Source organism: Bradyrhizobium sp. UFLA05-112 (assembly GCF_053572325.1).
Genome location: NZ_JBANBK010000083.1, coordinates 1 through 16,186 on the forward strand (window position 1 = coordinate 1; position 16,186 = coordinate 16,186).

The following is a 16,186-nucleotide window of genomic DNA, read 5'->3' on the forward strand; positions in this document are numbered from 1 at the left end:
TCGCTGGTCAACGCAATTGGGCATCGCGCCGCCGAGTCCAAGGCCCGTCAGGAAGCGGTAGACAAGGAGCTCGTTCAGCGTGCTCGCGCGCGCCGTGACGAGCGCGAAGATGCCGAACAGCAGCACAGAGAGCAGGATCACGGATTTCCGACCGAAGCGATCGGCAGCCGGGCTCAGGACGAAAGCACCGACCGTGAGGCCAGCGAGGCCCGCGCCGAAGATCGGACCGAAGCCGGCCATCGCGATCCCCCATTGCTCGGCGATCACCGGCGCGACATAGGCGATCGCCTGCGTGTCGAAACCGTCGAGCAGCGCGATCCACGCGCAAAGAACGAGGACCAGAAGCTGGAGGCGTCCGAACCGCGCCTCTTCGATGACCTCGGTAACGTCTACAATATTCGCAGCGGACATCACGAACTCCAGTGCGCCTGTGTTTCTAAGCTGGTGACAATTCAATAAGCTTTTAGAGAGGACGGAGCTGGCTGCTCGTTCAGGCTACCAACGGAGCGCTGCGCAGCTTCTGTCGATCGATCTTGCCCGTTCCCGTCTTCGGCAAATCGGACCAGTATTCGATCAGGCGTGGATATTTGTAGGGAAGCAGTTTCGACTTGACGTGATCCTGCAGCTCACGCGTCAACGACTCGCTCGCCACATGACCGTCCCGAAGAATCACGAATGCTTTCGTGGTCATGCGGCGATCGGGCAGCTCGAGGCCAAGGACCGCGCATTCGCGGACCGCAGGATGTTCCGACAGGCAGAGCTCGATCTCGACCGGGTAGATCCACTGGCCACTCACCTTGATGAGATCGTCGACGCGACCGACGAAGGTGAAGTAGCCGTCCGCGTCCTCGACGAGCCTGTCGCCGGTCCAGATCCACCCCTCCTCGCGCATGGTCTGTTCGGTCTTGTCGGGCCTGTTCCAGTAGCACGGCGCGTTGGAGTGGCCGCGGACCCACATCACGCCTTCTTCGCCTTGCGCGACTGGCTCCCCTTCGGGCGTGGTCAGCCGGATCTCGTATCCCGGAACGCGCTTGCCGGCTGTCCCGGTCTTCCTCTGTTCGCGCGTGTTCGACAGATAGATGTGCAGAACCTCGGTCGATCCGAGTCCTTCGACGATCTCGAGCCCGAAGCGTCGCCGCCAGTCGCTGAAGATATCCTGCGACAGCACTTCAGCGGCCGACAGGCAGAGGCGCACGCTCGACAGGTCGGCAGACCCGATGCGAGGATGATTCAGCAACGCGTTGTAGAGCGTCGGCAGGCCGAAGAAGAGGGTCGGCTTGAACCGCTCGATCAGGTCCAGAACGGCAGCTGGCTCGGGCCGCCCGGCGAGCAGGACAGTGCTGGCGCCGACCGAGAACGGGAACGTGATCGAATTGCCGAAGCCGTAGGCGAAGAAGATCTTCGGCACGGAGAAGCAGATGTCGTTCTCCTCGATTCCCAGAATGTGGCGGCCGAAACTATCCGCCGTGTAGGCCATGTCGTGCTGGAGGTGCACGATGCCCTTCGGCCGGCCGGTGCTGCCCGAGCTGTACATCCAGAACGCCATGTCGTCGCGGCGCGTGGGTGCAGCTTCCAGCTTCGCAGGAAACTGGGCGAACCATTGGTCGCCATTCAGGACCTTGATCGAGGACGGTTCGCATGCGGCATCGCCGTTCACGATGACCAGCGCGCGCAGCGACGTCCCCGCGATCGTCTCCGGGTCGAACAAGGCCGCATATTCGGCGTCGACGACGGCAGCCGGCGCGGCCGAGTCCTGAAGATAGAAGCCGATGAGGTCCTTCGGCGACAGCGTGTTGATCAGCATCGGAACGAAGCCCGCACGGATCGCGCCAAAGAACACCGCAGGATAGGCCGCCGTGTCGTTCAGCAGGAGGAGCACGCGGTCACCGGCGACAAGTCCGAGCGACCTGAGTGCATTGCCGCATTTGGCGGCCTCGATACACAGTTCGCCATAGCTGGTGTTGCCAGTCGCGGCAAAGATCGCGACCTTGTCGGCACGACCCGCTTTGAGATTGTCGAAGAGGATCTCGCTGGCGTTGTAACGCTCGGCGATTTCGAAGCCGATCTCCTGCGCGCCGGGCGAATTGTCGGGCACATGGTCCACGATCGCGTAGCTGATTCCGTCCGTCATGGGAGCGCTCCTCATCATCGCTTACGTGCTCGAGACCAACGAACTGGCGTCGTAACGCGCCATGAAGCCAGGCGACATCGCGCGGAGCTGATTGTCGTCGATGCGGCCGGAGCGGGTGATATAGCTGTAGCCGAAGTCCAGCGGAGCCAGCTTCATGTGCTCGGCAAAGCGCTCGTACCAGGCCGCGCTGGTCCTTGCGGCCTTGACCAATTTCTCCACCACCGGCCGGCGCGCGGTCTCGTAGTCTTCCAGTGCACGGCGGAGGCTGTGCGGCTCGCCGTCCAGCGCGTTGACGAGAGCGATGACGTCCTCGAGCGCGAGGCGCGTGCCTGATCCGATCGAGAAGTGCGCTGTGTGAAGCGCATCGCCGACGAGCACCATGTTGCGGTGCGACCAGCGATCATTCCACAGCCACGGAAAATTCCGCCAGATCGACTTGTTGTTGACGAGCTTGTGTCCTTCGAGGGTGTCGGCGAACACTTTTTCGCAGATCGCCCTGCCCTCTTCCTCGGTCTTCTCCGCAAAGCCGGCGCGCAGCCATGTGGCGCGATCGCACTCGACGATGAACGTGCTCATCGTCGGCGAATAGCGGTAGTGATGGGCGTTGAAGCTGCCGTGCTCGGTTTCGACGAAGGTCTGGGTCAGTGTCTCGAAGCGCTTGGTGGTGCCGTACCAGGCGAACTTGTTGTCGTCGTACGAAAGGGACGTCTTGAAGTCTCCTTCAAAGGTCCTTCGGATCAGCGAATTCACGCCGTCGGCGGCAACGACCAGATCGTATCCCGCGAGTTCATCGACGGAGCGCACGACGGTGCCGAACTGCAGATTTGCGCCTGCGGACCGTGCGCGCTCGGTCAATTGCGTGATGAAATCGAGCCGTCCGACCGCGGAGAAGCCGACACCGTCGAGCGCGACGCGTTCGCCGCGGTGAACGAGAGTGATGTCGCGCCATGTCTCCATGCGCGCGGAAACGGCCTCGGCGGTTTCCGGATCATCGGCGCGAAGGAAGTCGAGCGCCTTGTCGGAGAAGACGACGCCAAATCCCCAGGTCGCGCCTTCCTGGTTCTGCTCGAAGACGTCGACTTGGTCGTTGGGATGCCGACGCTTCCACAAGTAGGCGAAGTACAGCCCCGCAGGACCACCCCCCAGCACAGCAATGCGACTGAGCCGCATGACTTTCCCTTCCCTGTTGCTTTGCTTACCGCTTCTTATTGCGTATTATGCAATTGATTTCTTAATATGCAATATATTTTTGCGTCTTGAGGAATCATTTTTCTTATAGGGAACGAAGTCTACCGAGCTAAGCTCGTCCGGCAGAAGGATTTTCGGATGTTTGAGACAGCTTTCACGATCGAATGGGGCGATTGCGACGAAGCCGGAATCGTCTTTTATCCCAACTACTTCTATTGGTTTGACTGCACCTATCAGCGCTGGCTGAGGCGATGCGGATTGAGCCAGCGCGAGCTCAAGCGCCGCTTCGGGAGCGTCACGCCGCTGGTCAATGTGGGCGCCCAGTTTGCCGGCCCTGCCCGCTACGATGATGAGCTGCTGGTCCGCGCGGAAATCGCCGAGTGGCAAGAGCGGCGATTTCGAATCGACTACAAGCTGTCGGTCGGAAACGTGCAGATCGCGAGCGGCTTCGAACAGCGCGCCTGGGCTTCTGTCACGGACACAGGCGAACTCCGCGGCGCGAGCATGCCGCAAGAGTTCAAGGACATGTTGCGATGAAACGGACGCGCCCGAAAGATCCTGATGAAGAGAGCGGCGGGACGGCCCCCGGTGGCATCCAGGCTCTCGACGCCGCGCTTTCGGTCCTGCGAGTCCTGCGATCCTTCGACGGGCCGGCGACGCTGTCAGATATCGCGCGCGAAGCCGGCATGCCACCGAGCAAGGTGCATCGCTACCTGGCAAGCTTCATTCATGCGGGCCTTGCCGTGCAGAAGGAGCGCTCCGGCAGGTACGACCTCGGCCGCGAAGCTGCGGAGCTGGGCGTTGCGGCCATCAGCCGGAACAACTTCGTCGTCCGCGCCTCCGATGAGCTTGAGGAACTGGCCGCGACGACGGGGCAAGCGGCACTGCTGGCTGTCTGGAGCCACAATGGCCCGACCGTGGTCCGAATGGAGAGAGGTCCCCATCTGACGACCACGTCGATCGGTCTTGGCAGCACGTTTCCCTTGCTCGACTCCGCGACCGGACGCGTCTTCCTGTCTTATCTGCCGTCCCCACAACTGGCCGCGCGGCTGCAAAACGAACTCGAGCGCGCCGCTTCTGTCGGCGTGAGCTGGCCGGATCTCGATCCCAACCCGGAAAGCGTCGAGGCATTGACGACGAAAATCCGGCGCGAGCGCGTCGCCTATGTCGACGGACGTTACATTCCGGGCCTGATTGCGATCTCGTCCGCGATCACGAACTGGCAAGGCGAGATCGAAGTCGCCGTGACCTTGTTCGGCACGCACAGGGACTTGCTGCAGCCGGACAGTCCCGCGCGGGCAGTTTTGATCGATTTTGCCGCCCGTCATTCGATCGCCCCGCCGACCCCCGCTCCGTCACCCTAGATCGTCAAGGACGCGACGGAGATTGCCCTTGTGGCTGGCGAGAAGATTCGCCGCTTCCGTCTTGTCGTATCCGAGCACGACGAGTGCGGCCAACTTGATGTCGCCGCCGGTCTCTTCCAAGGCAGAGGCGGCTTGCGTTTCGCTGCTGCCGGCAATGCGGGCAACCATCGCTTCGGCGCGGCGCTTCAGCTTCGCGTTCGTGGGCAGCATGTTGACCATCATGCCGCGGTAGACGCGACCAAGACGCAGCATGATGCCGGTCGACATCAGGTTGAGGACGATCTTCTGGGCGGTGCCGGCCTTCATCCGCGTTGAACCGGCGATGAGCTCCGGCCCGGTCTCGACGAGGACCGGATATTTCGCGGCTGCAAGCAGCGGGGCCTGGCGGTTATTGGCAATGCCGACGGTCACAGCCTGGTGCTGGCCGGCCCGGCGTAATGCGGCGACGGTGAACGGGGTCGTGCCGCTCGCCGCAACCGCGATGACGACGTCGTGCGACGACAGCCGTGCGGCATCGATCTGGGCGATTGCGTCGTCGATGTCGTCTTCCGCGCCTTCGACGCTGGTGACGAACGCGCTCTGCCCGCCGGCGATGATGAAGTGGACCCGCTGCTGTGGCCACGCGAAGGTGGGCGTCAGTTCGGCGCCGTCCTGGATGGCCACCCTGCCCGAAGTCCCTGCGCCGACATAGACCAGGCGCCCGTCATCTCCGAGAGCTTCTGCAGCGGCATCCGTCGCCGCGGCGAGCGCAGGAAGACATTGGCCGACGGCCGCGACCGCTGCGAGCTGACCTTCCCACATCGCTTCCAATGCGGCCGTTCCTGACCACGCGTCCAAATCCGTGAAGCGGGGATCGACGGCTTCAGTTGCATTGGCGCGATCCGTTCGTTTCATGGGCTCATACCACCGTGGCGCGACGAATCTGAGTTGCCAGTGGCCGGCTCGGCCAAAGGCATGTCGCCGTTCATCGCATGCTTGAAACTGCCAGCGCGACCGGCGAACCAACTTGGATCCTGGTACATGGGTTCCAGTTCGGTAGGCGCAACTGGCCGCGCAGACGATCCGATCCTTCTCCCAACAAAAATCTCAAAAACACGGAAAATTGAGTCGCGAGCGTTTCCAAAAAAATGCCGTGCCTGATGGCACGGCCAGTTTCAGGGAGCAAACCGGCGCGCGGACCGCCCACTAGCGGGGCCGGCATCCCATCGCGGCGGAGTTCGGATCGCTCAGTGGTCCATATCAGGCGAGACTCACCATTTGAGGGCTGCGGTGCGGACCGGATGGTCCCATAGCGCCGTCGCCTCGGCATCGAGCAGGCTCAACGTGAGCGAGCAGCCGGCCATGTCGAGCGAGGTGACGTAGCTGCCGACCAGCGAGCGGGTGATGCGCAGGCCGCGCTTCTCGAGCAGCTTTCGCGCGGCGTGGTACATCAGGTAGAGCTCGATCGTGGGCGTCCCGCCGAAGCCGTTGACCAGCAGGAGCGCCTCGGACCCCTCGCGCGCGTCAAGATCCTCCGCAATCGCCGTCGTCATCTCGAAGGCGATGGCGTCGGCCCGCTCCAGCTTGACGCGGCGGCGTCCGGGCTCGCCGTGAATGCCGACGCCCATCTCCATCTCGTCCTCGGCGAGCGCGAAGGTCGGTCCGCCCGCCGCCGGGACGGTGCAGCTCGTCAGCGCCACGCCCATCGAGCGCGTCTGCGCATTGACGCGCTCGCCGAGCGAAACGCAGCCGGCGAGATCGAGGCCCTTCTCGGCGGCCGCGCCGACGATCTTCTCGACGATCAGCGTCCCGGCGACGCCACGGCGGCCGATGCTATGGGTGGAGTTCTCGACCGCGACGTCGTCATCCGTCACGATGGTCGCAATGCGGCCTTCGGCGACCTCCGCCGCCATCTCGAAATTCATGCGGTCGCCCGCATAGTTCTTCACGATGAACAGCACGCCGGCCTCACTTGCGACGGCTTGGGCGGCCTCGACGATCTGGTCCGGCGTCGGTGACGTAAAGACCTGCCCCGGACAGGCGGCGTCGAGCATGCCGTAGCCGACGAAGCCGGCATGCAGCGGCTCGTGCCCGCTGCCACCGCCAGACACCAGCGCCACTTTTTTCGGGTTGAGCTCACGGCGGCGCACGAATTTGCGTTCCGATCCCAACGTGACGAGATCGGCATGCGCCGCGGCAAATCCGTCCAGACTCTCGGCCAGGACGTCGTCGACGGAATTGATGAACTTCTTCATGCGACCCTCCCCATCACTCAATGCCTCAGTTTCGGTCTCACTCTTTTTCCTGCATGATGGCAATCAGCCGCCGCGCGAACTCCTGGAGCAGCGCATCGAGCTGAGCATTCCGCTTGCCGCTGCCGAGATCGGGCAGATGCAGCGTCAAGGTCCGCTCGTGCGGTCCCTCGGTCAGCCGGCTGATCCTGCGCGGATGCGCGCGCGCATAGGCACGCAGAAAGGCCGCCTTCGCCTGCGGAGGAAAGTGGCAGACGTCGAAGATCGTGTTGAGATGCTGCACCGGGATTGGCACCGGATAGGCCGGATTGGAAATCTGGCTGACGAAGCTCCGGTTCTTTCCCATAGCATGGGCAAGCCGCAGCCGCATTCCCGAGGGGCGCTTGTCGAGCACCTCCTTGAAAATGCGCTTGTAGACTGCAACGGCGCCGGCTTCCGCCGGTTCATCGGCAACGGCGTCAGTCAAGTCCCACCCCCGCTGCCCAGACGATCGATCGTTTGCTTGATTTGCGCAAGCGCCAAGACGTTCACGGAGAGCTCGCGCAGCCCGCAATCGAGCAGCGCGGGGATGCAGCGCGGCTCGCTCGCCATGTCCCCGCAGAGGCTCACCGGGATTCCATTGCGCCGGCCGTGCTCCGCGGTCCGCGTGATCAACTCGAGAACAGCGGGGTGCAAGGGATCCATCAGGGATGCGAGAGCGCCATTCGAGCGGTCGCAGGCAAGGACGTATTGCGCAAGATCGTTCGAACCGATCGAGAAGAAGGCGCTCCTGAAGCTGGCGATCGAAAGCGCCGCTGCGGGCACCTCGACCATGATCCCGAGGTCGGGAAGCATCGCGGGAGTGCCTTGCGCCCGCAAGTCCTGCACGACGTCGGCGAACAGCTTTCGTGCCGCCTCGACCTCGCTCGCCGACGTGACCATCGGGAACATGACCTTGAGATTTCCACGCACCGCCGCACGCGCCAGTGCGCGGAGCTGAACCGCAAAGATCTCGGGCCGTGCGAGACAAAGACGAAGACCGCGAACCCCAAGGAAGGGGTTTGCCTCGCCGTCCGGCGTGAAGCCCGGCACCGGCTTGTCACCGCCCGCGTCAAAGGTGCGGATCGTCACCGGACGCCGGTCGGCCCAGCGCAAGACCTGGTCGTAGACCTGAAACTGCGTCTCCTCGTCAGGCAAGACGTGCTCCGACAGCAGAAACTCGGTGCGCATCAGGCCGACGCCATCGGCATATTGCGCATCCGGATAGTCGAGATCCTCGACGCGCTGGATGTTGATGAGAAGCTTGATCCGTTCACCGCGCCAGGACGATGCCGGCCGCCGCAGGATGGCTCGCGCGGAGGCCCTGCTCTTGCGGTGAAGCTCCCGCCGCTTCTCGAACAGGCCGATCTGCTCGCTGCTGGGATCGAGCTCGAGCGTTGCGCCCTCGCCATCGAGCAGTGCCGAGGTCCCTGCCGCCGGCACCGCGCCGAGCTGCACCACCATCGGAATGCCGCGGGCACGCGCCAGCATCGCGACATGGCTCGTCGGACTGCCGCGCAGCAGCGCCAGGCCGCCGCCATCGGACCAGTCGATCTCGAGGAAGCGCGAAGGCGGCAGATCGTCGGCGCAGACGACCGCACCGCTCGGAATTCTCAGCGCATGGCCTTCGCCGCCGCGCAAGATGTTCAATACGCGATCGCGCAGGTCAGCAAGATCCGAGCTGCGCGCCTTCAGATACTCGTCCGGCGCCGAATTATAGTCCGCGATCTGCTCGTCGAATGCCGCGCGCCAGGCAGCGTCCGCGGGTTCGCCTTCGCCGATCGCTGCCAGGATCGCGCTGACCAGATCTTCGTCCTCCAGCAGCGCGACCTGGAATTCCAGGATTTGCGCGGCTTCACCGCCGGCGGTTGCAGCGAGCTCGGCGATCTGCCGGCTCGCGGTGTCAATCGCACTCCGCAGCGCAAGCGCTTCATCGACCAGGGTTCCGGCGACCCGCTCGCCGTTCGCGCCCGCATCGACCCGGATGAACGGCCCCTGGGCAAAACCGATCGAGGCGGTTCTGCCACGGTAGGCCGGTCCTGAAGCGCTGTCTCGCATGTTACGCGATCCCGTCTGGGAAATCGGATGCAATCAGATCGATCAGTGCGGCGACGGCCGCTTCCGCATCACCGCCCAACGCCTTGATCTCGATCATGCTGCCATGGGCCGCGCGCATGGCCATGATCTTGGCCACGCTCTTGGCATTGATCCACTCGGCCGCGCCGGCGACGCGGACGGAAATCTGCGCCTCGAACTTCTTGGCGAGCTTGGTCAGCTTGACCGCCGGGCGCGCATGCATGCCTACCGCGTGCACCAGTTGTACGGTGCCCGTGAAGATCTGTCCGTTCACGTTTGAAGTTTCCAACATCGTCATATTCCATCCTCGCGTCGCCGACATTTCAGTCGGCAGAGAGTTCCTCGGCCACGGCCCGCACCTCGGCCAGCGAGCTGCCGCCCGCCGCTTCAGTTGCCGCCATCACGGCACCTTCGACGATCGGTGCGTTGCAGACGACAACGAGATCCCGTCGCTCAGGGTCCAGCATTTCGACCGCCATTTCGCTGTTGGTCTCGGCGCCGCCGAGATCGACGAGGATCGCGACACCCTTCGGCGACCACGCGTCATTGATGGCATCGACGATCAGAGCCACGCTGGTTCCCAATCCGCCGTCGGGATTGCCGCCGCAGAAGGCGACCTTGACCTCGCTGCCGACCATCTGCCGCACCATGTCGGCGGTGCCTTTGGCAATGTCCTTTGAATGCGAGACGATCACGATGCCCACGGTGTCGTTCATGGCCGCCCCTCAAGACTCGCGCACACCGCTTGCAGAAGGACGCAGCTCGACCGTGCACCGGGATCGACATGTCCGACACTGCGAGGTCCGAGGAACGAGGCCCGTCCTTTTGTCGCCTGCATCGGCGCAGTCCGCTCGGCGGCCTCGGCAGCCGTGGAGCGAATGCGCTCGACGATGTCGGGCCGCCCGGCATCCGTCCTCAACGCCTCCAGGACAGGAACGAGCACGTCGAGCATCGTCTTCTCTCCAGCCTGCGAGCGGCCGCGCTTGCTTACCGCATCGACTCCGCTTGCGAAAACTTCTGCAAGATCATCCGGCAGGTGCTTGTCATGCGACAGCGCTTCACCGGCGGCGAGGAAGAAGCTGCCGTAGAGCGGTCCAGACGCGCCGCCGACGGTCATCACAAGGGTCTTGCCTATCGTCTTCAGCGCCTCGTCGAACGGCTGCGCGGAGATCGCATCGAGCTTGCCGAGCACGGCTTCGAAGCCGCGCTTCATGTTCGTGCCATGATCTCCGTCGCCGATCGCCTGATCCAGGCTCGTGAGCTCCGGCGCGCTCGCGATGACCTGCTCCGCGGCCACCTTGACCAACGATTTGAATGTCTCGGGTTGCAGCGACATTGAATGATCCTCAGTGAACCATGGCGTTGATGCGTTGCCCCACGCCGTCGAAATAAAGTGGATGCTTCAGGTGCAATTCAACCTCCTGACCAACCTGGAGCGGCTGGCGCGGGTCCGCAAGCGTCACCAGCGTCTGGCCCTTGTAGTCCAGGTGAACGTGATTCTGCTCACCCAGATGCTCGACCCGATGCACGCGGCCGATCAACCGCCCCCCATTTCGCGCAGCGATCTGCACATGCTCGGTGCGGATGCCAATGGTCTCGGTACCGGGTGGAAGGACTATCTCCGAAGCAAGACGTGCAGGAAGAAGGTTGATCTGGGGCGTGCCTAGCCGTGATGCGACGTACGTACTGGACGGGCTCTCGTAGATTTCCCGAGGTGTGCCGAGCTGGAGAAGCTGGCCGTCCTTGATCACGCCGATGCGCGTGGCCATGGTCATGGCTTCCACCTGATCGTGCGTCACATAGAGTATGGTTGCACCGAGCTCGACCTGGATCCGCTTGAGCTCGAGGCGAAGCTCGGCGCGCAGCTTCGCATCCAGCGACGACAGCGGCTCGTCCATCAGGTAGATCGACGGATCCCGCACCAGCGCGCGGCCGATGGCGACGCGCTGCATTTCACCGCCGGACAGGCGGGTGGCGCGGTTGTTGAGCTTGCTGGCGATATGCAGGAGCTCCGCGGTCTGCTCGACGCGCTTGCGGATGACCGGCTCCGGAACGCGCCGCGCAGGCGAGCGCAGCGGAAACGCCAGATTGTCGTAAACCGACAGGTGCGGATAGAGCGAATATTGCTGGAAGACGAACGCGATGTCGCGCGACCCCGGAGGATCGAGCGTGACGTCGCGCCCGTTGATCATGACCGAGCCCGAATCGGGTTGCTCGAGCCCGGTGATGAGCCGCAAGGTCGTGGTCTTGCCGGCGCCGCTCGGGCCGAGCAGCACGAGAAATTCGCCGTCGTCGATCGCAAGCGACAGCTCGCGCACCGCCTCGATCGCGCCAAAACGCTTGTTGATGTTGCGCAGAATGACGTCAGCCATGGCGAGCGCCTCCCCCGTTCGCGGTGCGGATCGCAAGGCCGCTGCCGGCATCGAACAGCGCCAGCCGTTCGGAGTGAAATTCGAGACCGACCATCTCGCCGATCCGCACCGGTGTGGCGGACGGCAGCCGGGCTGCAACCCGCCCATGCGCGGTGTCGACGGTGACGATCTGGTTGGTGCCGAGATATTCCGCGCCGAACACCTCGCCACGAACCGGCGCCGCATCGGTGAAACGGATATGCTCCGGACGGACGCCGAGGACCAGCGGCGCGCTGGCACGGTCCTCGCGGATCTCTGGCACGGCGATGACGGTGTCATGGAAACTGACGGCGCGATCGCCGCAATGCAGGCCGCCCTCAAAGCTCAGGAAGTTCATCGACGGCGAGCCGATGAAGTCGGCGACGAACATGCTCGCGGGCCGGTCATAAATCTCCTGCGGCGAGCTGATCTGTTCGACGCGCCCCTTGTTCATGACGGCGATCTGGTCCGCCATCGACATCGCCTCGAGCTGGTCGTGCGTCACGTAGATCGTGGTCGCGCCGATGCGATCGTGGAGATCGCGGAGCTCGCCGCACATCAGATGGCGGAATTCCGCATCGAGTGCTCCGAGCGGCTCGTCCATCAGGAAGGCCTTTGGCCGCCGCACCATCGCCCGGCCGAGCGCCACCCGCTGGCGATCACCGCCCGACAGCTTTGACGTCTTGCTCGACAACAGATGCTCGATGCGCAGCAGCCGGGCGGTCTCCTCGACGCGCTGGCGGATTTCGCGGCGGCCCATGCCCTGGCACTTCAGGGGAAAGCCGATATTCCCGGCGACGTTCATGTGCGGATAGAGCGCGAACAGCTGGAACACGAACGCGATGTCGCGGGCGGATGCACGGTCGAAGGTCACGTCCTCGCCATCGAGCAGGATCTTGCCCTCGGTCGGCAGCTCGAGGCCGGCGATCATGCGCAACGTCGTCGTCTTGCCGCAGCCCGAGGGACCAAGCATCGCAAAGAAGGTGCCGTCGTCGATCGTGAAATTCGAGCCTTCGACGGCCGTGAACTGATCGAACGATTTTCGCAGGTTTTCGACGCGGATCTGTGCCATATCTGCGGCCCTATTCCGGAAAATGGCTCACAACGACGTAGCCGAGCGTGCCCGCCAGGATCGTCACGAACGAATAGCTGTAGAGATCGAGCGAGAACGGCTGCACCAGCATCACGATGCCGACGCCGATCAGGATCGTCGCTCCGGTCTCCCAGGGCCCGCGCCGGAACCAGCGCATCACGCCGCCATTGGCAATCGCAGAACCGGTCATTTGCGTACAGCTCCGAAGGTGATGCCGCGCAACAGATGCTTGCGCAACAGAACGGTGAAGAGGACGATCGGAACGACGAACAGCGTGGTCGCGGCGGCCACGGCCGGCCAGTCCTGTCCGCCTTCGCCGATGATGAAGGGGATGAAGGGCGGCATGGTCTGGGCTTCGCCGCTGGTGAGCAGAACCGCGAACGCATACTCGTTCCAGGAAAAGATCAGGCAGAAGATCGCCGTTGCCGCGATGCCCGTCACTGCCTGCGGCAGCACCACCTTGCGCAGCGCCTGCAATCGCGTGTAGCCGTCGACGAGGGCAGCCTCCTCATACTCGCGCGGAATTTCGTCGATGAACCCCTTGAGCAGCCAGACCGCGAGCGAGACGTTGACCGCCGTGTACAGCAGGATCATCCCGAGCCTGGTGTCGGTCAGGTTGAGCTGGCGGTACATCAGATAGATCGGAATCGCGACGGCCACGGGCGGCATCATCCGCGTCGACAGGATGAAGAACAGGAGATCGTCGGCAAGCGGAATGCGAAATCGCGAGAACGCATAGGCCGCGAGCGTGCCGAGAAACACGGCGAGGAAGGTCGAGCCGAAGCCGATGATGAGCGAATTGACGAAGCGCGGCACGACCTTCGAGGGGCCGGCGATCACCATGTCGTGCTGGCGCACGAGCTTGTCGTACCAGGTCTGCGACGGCGGAAGCTTTGCGATGAAGTCCGGCGTCTGCCGCGTGCGTACCGTAAACAGGTTTACATAGCCCTCCAGCGTCGGCTGGAACAAAACCTTGGGCGGATAGGCAATCGCATCGCTCTGCGACTTGAACGCCGTGGCGACGATCCAGACCAGCGGCAGGATCGTGATCACCGCATAGAGGATGACCAGGCTGCCGGCCACCGCCTTTGTGCGCGGCGAGGATTCGACGATGGAGTGAGCAGTGGATTTGGCGATAGCGGCGGTCATCGTTGCTTCACCTTGTTGAGCACCTTGACGTAGATGTTGGCTGCACCAAACACGGTTACGAACAGGATGATGGCGAGCGCGGAAGAATAGCCGGTGCGCCATTTCTCGAATGCCGCGCGCTTCAGCGTGATCGAGACCAGCTCGGTGGTCGATCCCGGCCCTCCCGAGGTCAGGAGGTTGACCATGTCGAACATCTTGAAGTTCTCGATGGCGCGGAACAGGACTGCGAGCATCAGGAACGGCACCGTCATCGGCAGCGTGATCGACCAGAACTGGCGCCAGGCCGAGGCACGATCGACTTCCGCAGCCTCATAGATGTAGTCGGGAATGGAGCGCAGCCCGGCGAGGCAGATCAGCATGACGTAAGGCGCCCACATCCAGGTATCGACGAGGACGATCGTCCACGGTGCCAGCGCCACTTCGCCGGTCATGCTGAACGAGCTCGGCGGCACGCCGGTGAAGAGGCTGATCAGGTAATTGAACGGTCCGATCTGCGGCTGGAACAGCAGGGTCCAGAAGTTGCCGACCACCGCAGGCGACAGCATCATCGGCAGCAGGATCATCGTGGTCCAGAAGCTGTGACCGCGAAACTGGCGGTTGATGAGCAGTGCGAGCCCAAATCCGATCACCACCTGCAACGCCACTGACGAGATCACGAATTGCGCCGTGGTCTGGAGCCTGATCCAGACGTCCTCGTCGGTGAGAATGTCGGTGAAATTGTCGAGCCCGACGAACCGCAGCGGCAGATACGACATGCTGAGGTTGAGGCTCGTGAAGGAGAGCCTGATCATCCAGACCAGCGGAAAGATGTTGATCGCGAGCAGGAGCGCAATCGTTGGGGCGACGAACAGCCAGGCGATGGCCCGGTCCGACAGGCCGCGGACGCGTCGCGTGGCACGAGATTTGGCGGGCTCGCTCACGCCGGGGATCGTAACATGATCGGGTTGCAGAATCGTGGTCATCTTGTCCATCGGCTGGCTGGTTCGGCTTCCCCGGGGCGCTTCCCCGGGGAAACCAGTTGGAGCGATGCGAACGGTCTCGTTTATTGCGAGGCGACCTGCTTGCCCTGCTCCTTGAAGACCTTGGACCAGTCCTTAACCAGGAGATCGAGCGCCTGCTGCGCCGTTCCCTTGTCGGCAACGACGTAGTCATGCACGCGCTTCTGCATGTCGAGCAGGAGCTGGGCGTAGGACGGCTCGGCCCAGAAGTCCTTCACGATCGCCATCGACTCCAGGAACTGCGGAGCGAACGGCGCGCTCGCGGGGAAGTCCGGCGCGTTGACGACGGCCTTCAGCGCCGAGTAGCCGCCGAGCTGCCACCACTTCTGCTGAACGGTCGGCTGCGCGAACCACTTGATGTAGGCGAGTGCATCGTCCTTGTGGTCCGACGTCGCGACGACCGAGATGCCCTGCCCGCCGAGCTGGGTGAAGTGGCCGTTCGGACCGGCCGGATTGACGAAGAAGCCGATCTTGTCGCCGCCGACGTTCGGGTCCTTGTAGAGCCCGGGGAAGAAGGCGAACCAGTTCATCTGCATCGCCACCTGCCCGGACTTGAAGGCGTCGAGACCTTCCTGCATGTAGGCGTTGGTCAGGCCCGGAGCCGTGCAGCACTTGTAGAGCTCCTTGTAGAACTCCAGCCCCTTGGCAGCATCTGCCGAATTGACGAAGCCCTGCATCTGGTAGGGCTTCTTCGGGTTCTCGTAGTTGAAGCCGTAATTGTAGAGCACGTTGGTCACGCCCATCGTGATGCCTTCCGAGCCGCGCTCGGTGAAGATGTAGGCGCCGTACACCTTCTTGCCGTCGATCTCGCGGCCCTGGAAGAACGCGGCGATCTCCTTCAGCTCGTCAAAGGTCTTGGGTGGCGCGAGATCGCGGCCGTACTTGGCCTTGAACGCCGACTGAATGTCGGGCCGTGAGAACCAGTCCTTGCGATAGGTCCAGCCGACCGCATCGGCCATCGCCGGCAGCGCCCAGTAGTTCGGCGAGTTCTTCGGCCACTGCGAATAGCCGACGACGGTCGCCTGGACGAAATCGTCCATCGAGATCTTCTCCTTGTCGAAGAAGTCGTTGAGCTTGACGTACCACTTGTTCTCGGCAGCGCCGCCGATCCACTGGCTGTCGCCGATGATCAGGTCGCAGAGCTTGCCGTGTGAGTTGAGTTCGTTGAGGAAGCGATCCGCATAGCTCGTCCAGGGGACGAACTCGTATTTCATCTCGATGCCGGATTGCTTGGTGAAGTCCTTGCCGAGCTCGACCAGGGCGTTGGCCGGATCCCAGGCCGCCCAGCACAACGTGAGCTGCTTCCCCTGGGCCGCGGCCTCGCCGCCGCCCGTCACCACTAGCGCGGCGGCCCCAAGGACCGCAGACGTCACTGCACCACCTAGCCATTTGAGTCTTCGCATGTCCGTTTCCTCTCTATCGTTGAACCACCGAACCCGCTCGGCGCGTGCCTTTATCGGAACGACGCCAAGACCCTGAAACCGAGTTGATGAGCGATGAGATGATGGAGAACGAGACTGACCGCGCCCGGAAACGGATCCGGACGGG

18 protein-coding genes are annotated in these 16,186 nt (G+C 63.3%); 2 read left to right on the plus strand and 16 right to left on the minus strand.

The window, feature by feature from the left end; genetic code table 11:
- From SO180_RS33715 to SO180_RS33725, 3 genes are all read right to left on the minus strand, one after another.
- The coding region (locus SO180_RS33715; RefSeq protein ID WP_449383136.1) for an MFS transporter at positions 1-411 on the minus strand (411 nt) is incomplete at its 3' end.
- A gap of 79 nt (positions 412-490) precedes the next feature.
- Complete coding sequence (locus SO180_RS33720) at positions 491-2,131, minus strand: benzoate-CoA ligase family protein (protein WP_449383137.1); 1,641 nt, start codon at positions 2,129-2,131, stop codon at positions 491-493.
- Between the two features lie 21 nt (positions 2,132-2,152).
- A complete protein-coding gene (locus tag SO180_RS33725; RefSeq protein WP_449383138.1) occupies positions 2,153-3,301 on the minus strand; it encodes an FAD-dependent monooxygenase in 1,149 nt (382 codons plus the stop codon).
- A gap of 156 nt (positions 3,302-3,457) precedes the next feature.
- Between SO180_RS33725 and SO180_RS33730 the strand changes: the two genes are divergently transcribed.
- Both SO180_RS33730 and SO180_RS33735 read left to right on the plus strand, forming a co-directional pair.
- Positions 3,458-3,856, plus strand: coding sequence for an acyl-CoA thioesterase (locus SO180_RS33730; RefSeq protein ID WP_449383139.1), 399 nt, complete (start codon positions 3,458-3,460; stop codon positions 3,854-3,856).
- Positions 3,853-4,683, plus strand: coding sequence for an IclR family transcriptional regulator (locus SO180_RS33735; protein ID WP_449383140.1), 831 nt, complete (start codon positions 3,853-3,855; stop codon positions 4,681-4,683). Before SO180_RS33730 ends, SO180_RS33735 begins: the two co-directional genes overlap by 4 nt.
- Here SO180_RS33735 and SO180_RS33740 read toward each other — a convergent pair.
- The 13 genes from SO180_RS33740 to SO180_RS33800 all read right to left on the minus strand — a co-directional run bounded on the left by SO180_RS33740 (position 4,675) and on the right by SO180_RS33800 (position 16,041).
- A complete protein-coding gene (locus tag SO180_RS33740) occupies positions 4,675-5,577 on the minus strand; it encodes an N-acetylmuramic acid 6-phosphate etherase (RefSeq protein ID WP_449383141.1) in 903 nt (300 codons plus the stop codon). The two genes, SO180_RS33735 and SO180_RS33740, sit on opposite strands and share 9 nt — an antisense overlap.
- 356 nt (positions 5,578-5,933) lie before the next feature.
- Positions 5,934-6,917, minus strand: a complete 984-nt coding sequence (dhaK, locus tag SO180_RS33745) for a dihydroxyacetone kinase subunit DhaK (protein ID WP_449383142.1) — start codon at positions 6,915-6,917, stop codon at positions 5,934-5,936.
- Positions 6,918-6,954: 37 nt separating this feature from the next.
- On the minus strand, positions 6,955-7,380 hold the full coding sequence (locus tag SO180_RS33750) for a hypothetical protein (protein WP_254097481.1): 426 nt from the start codon (positions 7,378-7,380) through the stop codon (positions 6,955-6,957).
- Positions 7,377-8,990, minus strand: coding sequence for a phosphoenolpyruvate--protein phosphotransferase (gene ptsP / locus SO180_RS33755; RefSeq protein WP_449383143.1), 1,614 nt, complete (start codon positions 8,988-8,990; stop codon positions 7,377-7,379). The genes SO180_RS33750 and ptsP overlap by 4 nt, the downstream gene beginning before the upstream one ends.
- A 1-nt stretch (position 8,991) precedes the next feature.
- Positions 8,992-9,300, minus strand: coding sequence for an HPr family phosphocarrier protein (locus tag SO180_RS33760; protein ID WP_449383144.1), 309 nt, complete (start codon positions 9,298-9,300; stop codon positions 8,992-8,994).
- A 31-nt stretch (positions 9,301-9,331) separates the two neighbouring features.
- Entirely contained in the window at positions 9,332-9,724 is a 393-nt protein-coding gene (dhaM, locus tag SO180_RS33765; protein ID WP_449383145.1) for a dihydroxyacetone kinase phosphoryl donor subunit DhaM, read from the minus strand.
- Positions 9,721-10,344, minus strand: coding sequence for a dihydroxyacetone kinase subunit DhaL (dhaL, locus tag SO180_RS33770; RefSeq protein WP_449383146.1), 624 nt, complete (start codon positions 10,342-10,344; stop codon positions 9,721-9,723). Before dhaL ends, dhaM begins: the two co-directional genes overlap by 4 nt.
- Positions 10,345-10,354: 10 nt before the next feature.
- On the minus strand, positions 10,355-11,380 hold the full coding sequence (locus SO180_RS33775; protein WP_449383147.1) for an ABC transporter ATP-binding protein: 1,026 nt from the start codon (positions 11,378-11,380) through the stop codon (positions 10,355-10,357).
- Positions 11,373-12,470, minus strand: a complete 1,098-nt coding sequence (locus SO180_RS33780) for an ABC transporter ATP-binding protein (protein WP_449383148.1) — start codon at positions 12,468-12,470, stop codon at positions 11,373-11,375. Before SO180_RS33780 ends, SO180_RS33775 begins: the two co-directional genes overlap by 8 nt.
- Before the next feature lie 10 nt (positions 12,471-12,480).
- Positions 12,481-12,681: a hypothetical protein gene (locus tag SO180_RS33785; protein WP_449383149.1), complete on the minus strand. Its 201-nt coding sequence runs from the start codon at positions 12,679-12,681 to the stop codon at positions 12,481-12,483.
- On the minus strand, positions 12,678-13,640 hold the full coding sequence (locus SO180_RS33790; protein WP_449383150.1) for a carbohydrate ABC transporter permease: 963 nt from the start codon (positions 13,638-13,640) through the stop codon (positions 12,678-12,680). Before SO180_RS33790 ends, SO180_RS33785 begins: the two co-directional genes overlap by 4 nt.
- Positions 13,637-14,611, minus strand: a complete 975-nt coding sequence (locus tag SO180_RS33795) for a carbohydrate ABC transporter permease (protein ID WP_254108216.1) — start codon at positions 14,609-14,611, stop codon at positions 13,637-13,639. The genes SO180_RS33790 and SO180_RS33795 overlap by 4 nt, the downstream gene beginning before the upstream one ends.
- 71 nt (positions 14,612-14,682) lie before the next feature.
- Positions 14,683-16,041 carry an ABC transporter substrate-binding protein gene (locus tag SO180_RS33800; protein WP_449383151.1) on the minus strand — a complete coding sequence of 453 codons (1,359 nt, stop codon included), beginning with the start codon at positions 16,039-16,041 and terminating at the stop codon, positions 14,683-14,685.
- Between the last annotated feature and the right edge of the window lie 145 nt (positions 16,042-16,186).

Bases quoted from the DNA above. Each gene is read 5' to 3' on its own strand.
- SO180_RS33720 (WP_449383137.1), bottom strand. From the start codon at position 2,131: ATGACGGACGGAATCAGCTACGCGATCGTGGACCATGTGCCCGACAAT.
- SO180_RS33725 (WP_449383138.1), bottom strand. From the start codon at position 3,301: ATGCGGCTCAGTCGCATTGCTGTGCTGGGGGGTGGTCCTGCGGGGCTG.
- SO180_RS33730 (WP_449383139.1), top strand. From the start codon at position 3,458: ATGTTTGAGACAGCTTTCACGATCGAATGGGGCGATTGCGACGAAGCC.
- SO180_RS33735 (WP_449383140.1), top strand. From the start codon at position 3,853: ATGAAACGGACGCGCCCGAAAGATCCTGATGAAGAGAGCGGCGGGACG.
- SO180_RS33740 (WP_449383141.1), bottom strand. From the start codon at position 5,577: ATGAAACGAACGGATCGCGCCAATGCAACTGAAGCCGTCGATCCCCGC.
- dhaK (WP_449383142.1), bottom strand. From the start codon at position 6,917: ATGAAGAAGTTCATCAATTCCGTCGACGACGTCCTGGCCGAGAGTCTG.
- ptsP (WP_449383143.1), bottom strand. From the start codon at position 8,990: ATGCGAGACAGCGCTTCAGGACCGGCCTACCGTGGCAGAACCGCCTCG.
- SO180_RS33760 (WP_449383144.1), bottom strand. From the start codon at position 9,300: ATGTTGGAAACTTCAAACGTGAACGGACAGATCTTCACGGGCACCGTA.
- dhaM (WP_449383145.1), bottom strand. From the start codon at position 9,724: ATGAACGACACCGTGGGCATCGTGATCGTCTCGCATTCAAAGGACATT.
- dhaL (WP_449383146.1), bottom strand. From the start codon at position 10,344: ATGTCGCTGCAACCCGAGACATTCAAATCGTTGGTCAAGGTGGCCGCG.
- SO180_RS33775 (WP_449383147.1), bottom strand. From the start codon at position 11,380: ATGGCTGACGTCATTCTGCGCAACATCAACAAGCGTTTTGGCGCGATC.
- SO180_RS33780 (WP_449383148.1), bottom strand. From the start codon at position 12,470: ATGGCACAGATCCGCGTCGAAAACCTGCGAAAATCGTTCGATCAGTTC.
- SO180_RS33785 (WP_449383149.1), bottom strand. From the start codon at position 12,681: ATGACCGGTTCTGCGATTGCCAATGGCGGCGTGATGCGCTGGTTCCGG.
- SO180_RS33790 (WP_449383150.1), bottom strand. From the start codon at position 13,640: ATGACCGCCGCTATCGCCAAATCCACTGCTCACTCCATCGTCGAATCC.
- SO180_RS33795 (WP_254108216.1), bottom strand. From the start codon at position 14,611: ATGGACAAGATGACCACGATTCTGCAACCCGATCATGTTACGATCCCC.
- SO180_RS33800 (WP_449383151.1), bottom strand. From the start codon at position 16,041: ATGCGAAGACTCAAATGGCTAGGTGGTGCAGTGACGTCTGCGGTCCTT.